The following is a 3485-nucleotide window of genomic DNA, read 5'->3' as shown; positions in this document are numbered from 1 at the left end:
CAAATCCTGCCCCCGCAACCAATACTAACCATCAAAACAATAGCTTGAGCTGATCGCCGAAATTGGCGATGGCCCCGATGTGCCTAGCACAACGCTAGCATATTTGTGCAGCTTTGCGATTTATGAGACATTTGCGCCCAGGCTCCCCTTGCAGCACTGGCGGTTTGTCATGCACAGGCACGAGGTCTTGGAAGGAAAGGTCCAGGTTTACCGGCGCGTCGACGGCGGCAACTGGCATTGCTCCGCATCGGTTGGTGGCAGGCAGCACCGGGCCACCGCCAAGACCGACAGCTTGTCGCTTACCAGGCAAGTTGCCGAAGACTGGTACCTCGGTCTGCGCGGCAAACTGCACGCCGGCATCCTCAAGACCGAGAAGACCTTCAAGGAAGCTGCTAGCCAGTTCCTGCACGAATACGAGATCGTCACCGAGGGCCAGCGCAGCAAGCGTTGGACAGAGGGGCGCGGTATTCGCCTTCGCGTGCATCTGCTGCCGTTCTTTGGCGACCTTGGCCTCTCCGAGTTCACGGGCGGCAAAGTGCAGGAGTACCGGGTGCACCGGATGTCGTCGCGGGGCATCGCCAATCCGCATTCGAAGAGCAATCGCCCGGTCTCGGACAAGGCGCCTGCCCGAAAAACCCTTCACAACGAAATCGTGACGCTGCGCCAGGTGCTGCGCACCGCGGTGAGCCACGGCTGGCTGTCGCACCTGCCGGATATCTCCAGCCCCTATCGCGCTTCTAGCAAGGTCGAGCATCGGCCTCGGTTCAGTCCTGCCGAGTACAAGCAGCTCTACAAGGCGACCGGCAGCTTCGGGCAAGCGAGTTGCCCTCCGGAATGGCCATTATTGGGGGTGTTAGACGCCGATCGCGCATCCGGGCCGCGTGGCTGATTGTGGTGGTTAGCTGCAGTTGGGTCTACTCAGGTGTCGGTTTTCCCTAATTGCCGGACGAGGAAAATCGCTGCCGCAGTCCAGTATCAAATGCCGGACAAAAGCTTCGAAGCCGACCCGGCGCGCCCTCCATTTCCTTCGAGCTAACCGTGGGGCCTGCCCGTCCCGGCCACCTCGGAATGCGGGCGCCGGCGCTCTAGGAACGCCGCTGTGAGTACCGAATGGGCGATCGGCGGGCGTCGAGGGAACACACGCTGAACTGGGGAAGAAATGGCCAGAACTCGGCAATAACCCCGATGGGATTACTCGCGCCAAGCCCGATAGTCGCGAGGTTGAAAGCCGCCGTTGGCGCTAGGCGAGGAGTTTGTCATGACGTCGAGGATTACAGGCATCTGCATTGTGGCCCTTGCGGTGATGGGAAGTGTGCCGGGCCAGGCTCAGACTGCCGTCAAAACCGCTGCCGCAGGCGGGACCAGCACAGAAGCAATGATCGAGCCCGAAGCGCTTGCAGCGATGGACAAGATGAGCGCTGCGCTCCAGGTCCTGCCCGGCTTCACGCTCACTTCCGAGGTCACCACCGAGAAGGTTTTGGAAAACGGGCAGAAGCTGCAGTTCGGCGGCAACGTGGAGGTCGCGCTGCACCGGCCCGACGCCTTCAAGATTATCGCCAACTCGGACATCCAGCATCGCGAGTACTACTTTTCGAAGGGTCAGTTCACCGTGCTGGAGCCACGCATGAAGTACTACGCCAGTGCTTCAGCGCCTGAGACGGTCGGTCTCGCGCTCGAAAAGCTCAAGACTGACTACGGCATTGAACTACCGCTGGCCGATCTGTTCACTTGGGGTACCGACCAGACCATGCGCTCGAGGATCGTGTCGGGCTATGTCGTCGGGCCCGAGATCATCGGCACCCGGACCTGCGACCACTACGCCTTCCGGCAGAAGCTGGTGGACTGGCAGATCTGGATCGACAAGGGCGCGGCGGGGCTACCCTGCAAGATAGTCATCACCGCCACCGACGACCCGTCGATGCCGCAGTACACCGCTCTACTGACCTGGGACACCGCTGCGGTTCCTGAACCGGCGAACATCGCCTTTGTGGTGCCCGCGGGTGCGCACAAGATCAAGCTGGCGGAGCAGTCCGCTCAGGCATCCGCAGGAGACAAGCAGTGAGCTCACTTCGTTCGCGCGGCATCGCCGCGCTCGCATCGCTAGCCATCATTTCCGAACCGTTGGGAGCGGGGCTGGCCGGGATCTCCGCGCTGGCGATAGCGGGAGCAGCGCTGGCTCCGGCCCGAAGCGAGGCCGCGCCGGCCCGCAAGGGCGGTGGTGCGGCTCGGCCCGCTGGCCGCCCTTCGGGCGTGAGCCGTCCTGTGGGTGGCGGGGCCAGACCTTCTGTCGGCGGTGGCGCCGCGCGTCCTCCCGTACGCGGAGGAGCGACAAACAACATCAATCATAACACCCGCAACAACACGAACGTGAACGTCAACAACGTGAATGTGAACCGCAACGTGAACGTCAACAACAATGGCTATCACGGCGGTGGTTACTACGACCACTACGACGACGATTGGGACGATCACTGGCACCCGGTGGCTGCCGCAGCAGCAGTGGCGGTAACGGCGGCGGTGGTCGGCTCGATCGTACGCAGCGTACCGCCCAGCTGCTCGACCGTGATCGTCAATGGCATCAGCTACTCGCAATGCGGCAGCACTTGGTACCAACCGCAGTATGCGGGTTCATCGGTCCAGTACGTCGTCGTCAATCCCCCCCGCTGAGCTTACCGGAGGCATGCATGTGAAGCGCGAAGACGTTCGCCCGGACGCCCCGCTTCGTCGACGAGTTCGCGACATATACTGTGCTGCTAACAGTCATCAACGCCCGTCTCCGGAAACATGCCAGTGGCATCTGCCGGTCCCACCGACTTTATAGCGACGAAGCGGCACGCCGCGATGAGGCACTCGCCGTGGGGCACCAGGCGGCAGCCCTCACGAAGGGCCCGTATAGCCGGTAGATTCCCGTAATCTCCGGGTCAGGCCTTCGGTAGCGGCCAGGCAGAGTACAGCAGCCGTCGAAATCCGATGACTGCTGTATCTGGTACGACCTGCGGTCTCGTCGGGCAGTTGCTCCAAGCCGTCGACGAAGATCCATCATCTCGAGTGCCGAAAGCGCGGAGGCTGGCTGGGGACCGGTCGGGTTCAACCGGGCTGGAGGCCGCAGTTGGTGGGCAGAATATGGGCAGGCCAAATGACACGTGGATGTGCTTCACCAAAAAGGCGAGCGTCCTTACCCGATCCGCTCGAAATCTGGCAGCGGCCAAGCAGCATCGAAATATGTCTGGGTTGGCTCATAAAGGCGGAAATACGCGAACCAGCCTTTCCCGGGCACGGTTGGTATCCAGTTCTGCGCGAAACCCTGGGGCGCGTCCGGCCCGCACCAGATGTCGGTCGATCCGTCCGGGTTACGGTGCAGGTCCATCCGCGAAGACCGGTCCGCGACTTGCTGATCGTTGCGGATCAACGAGCGCGTATCCAGATCGTAGAGCGTGATCGACCAGAATAGATTGGCCGGGGGATCGGCGGGCACCCGCAGCCGG

Annotated in this window: 4 protein-coding genes; 3 read left to right on the top strand and 1 reads right to left on the bottom strand. The window is 62.2% G+C overall.

Translation table 11 applies throughout. The features are described 5' to 3' along the window. Nucleotides 1–169: 169 nt before the first annotated feature. The 3 genes from PMI02_RS28000 to PMI02_RS14920 all read left to right on the top strand — a co-directional run bounded on the left by PMI02_RS28000 (nt 170) and on the right by PMI02_RS14920 (nt 2667). Nucleotides 170–889, top strand: a complete 720-nt coding sequence (locus PMI02_RS28000) for a hypothetical protein (protein ID WP_193372892.1) — start codon at nt 170–172, stop codon at nt 887–889. 486 nt (nt 890–1375) lie between these two features. Next, nucleotides 1376–2062, top strand: a complete 687-nt coding sequence (locus PMI02_RS14925) for a DUF2092 domain-containing protein (RefSeq protein ID WP_238539082.1) — start codon at nt 1376–1378, stop codon at nt 2060–2062. Further along, nucleotides 2059–2667: a DUF6515 family protein gene (locus tag PMI02_RS14920; RefSeq protein ID WP_007684194.1), complete on the top strand. Its 609-nt coding sequence runs from the start codon at nt 2059–2061 to the stop codon at nt 2665–2667. The genes PMI02_RS14925 and PMI02_RS14920 overlap by 4 nt, the downstream gene beginning before the upstream one ends. A 508-nt stretch (nt 2668–3175) precedes the next feature. On the opposite strand, the gene PMI02_RS14915 is transcribed toward PMI02_RS14920, so the two are convergent. Continuing rightward, nucleotides 3176–3485: DUF1214 domain-containing protein (locus PMI02_RS14915; protein WP_007684192.1), on the bottom strand; the 310-nt coding region annotated here is incomplete at its 5' end.

The sequence above is a fragment of the Novosphingobium sp. AP12 genome (assembly GCF_000281975.1).
Classification (GTDB): Bacteria; Pseudomonadota; Alphaproteobacteria; order Sphingomonadales; family Sphingomonadaceae; genus Novosphingobium.
This window is presented reverse-complemented; position numbering and strand designations above follow the sequence as displayed.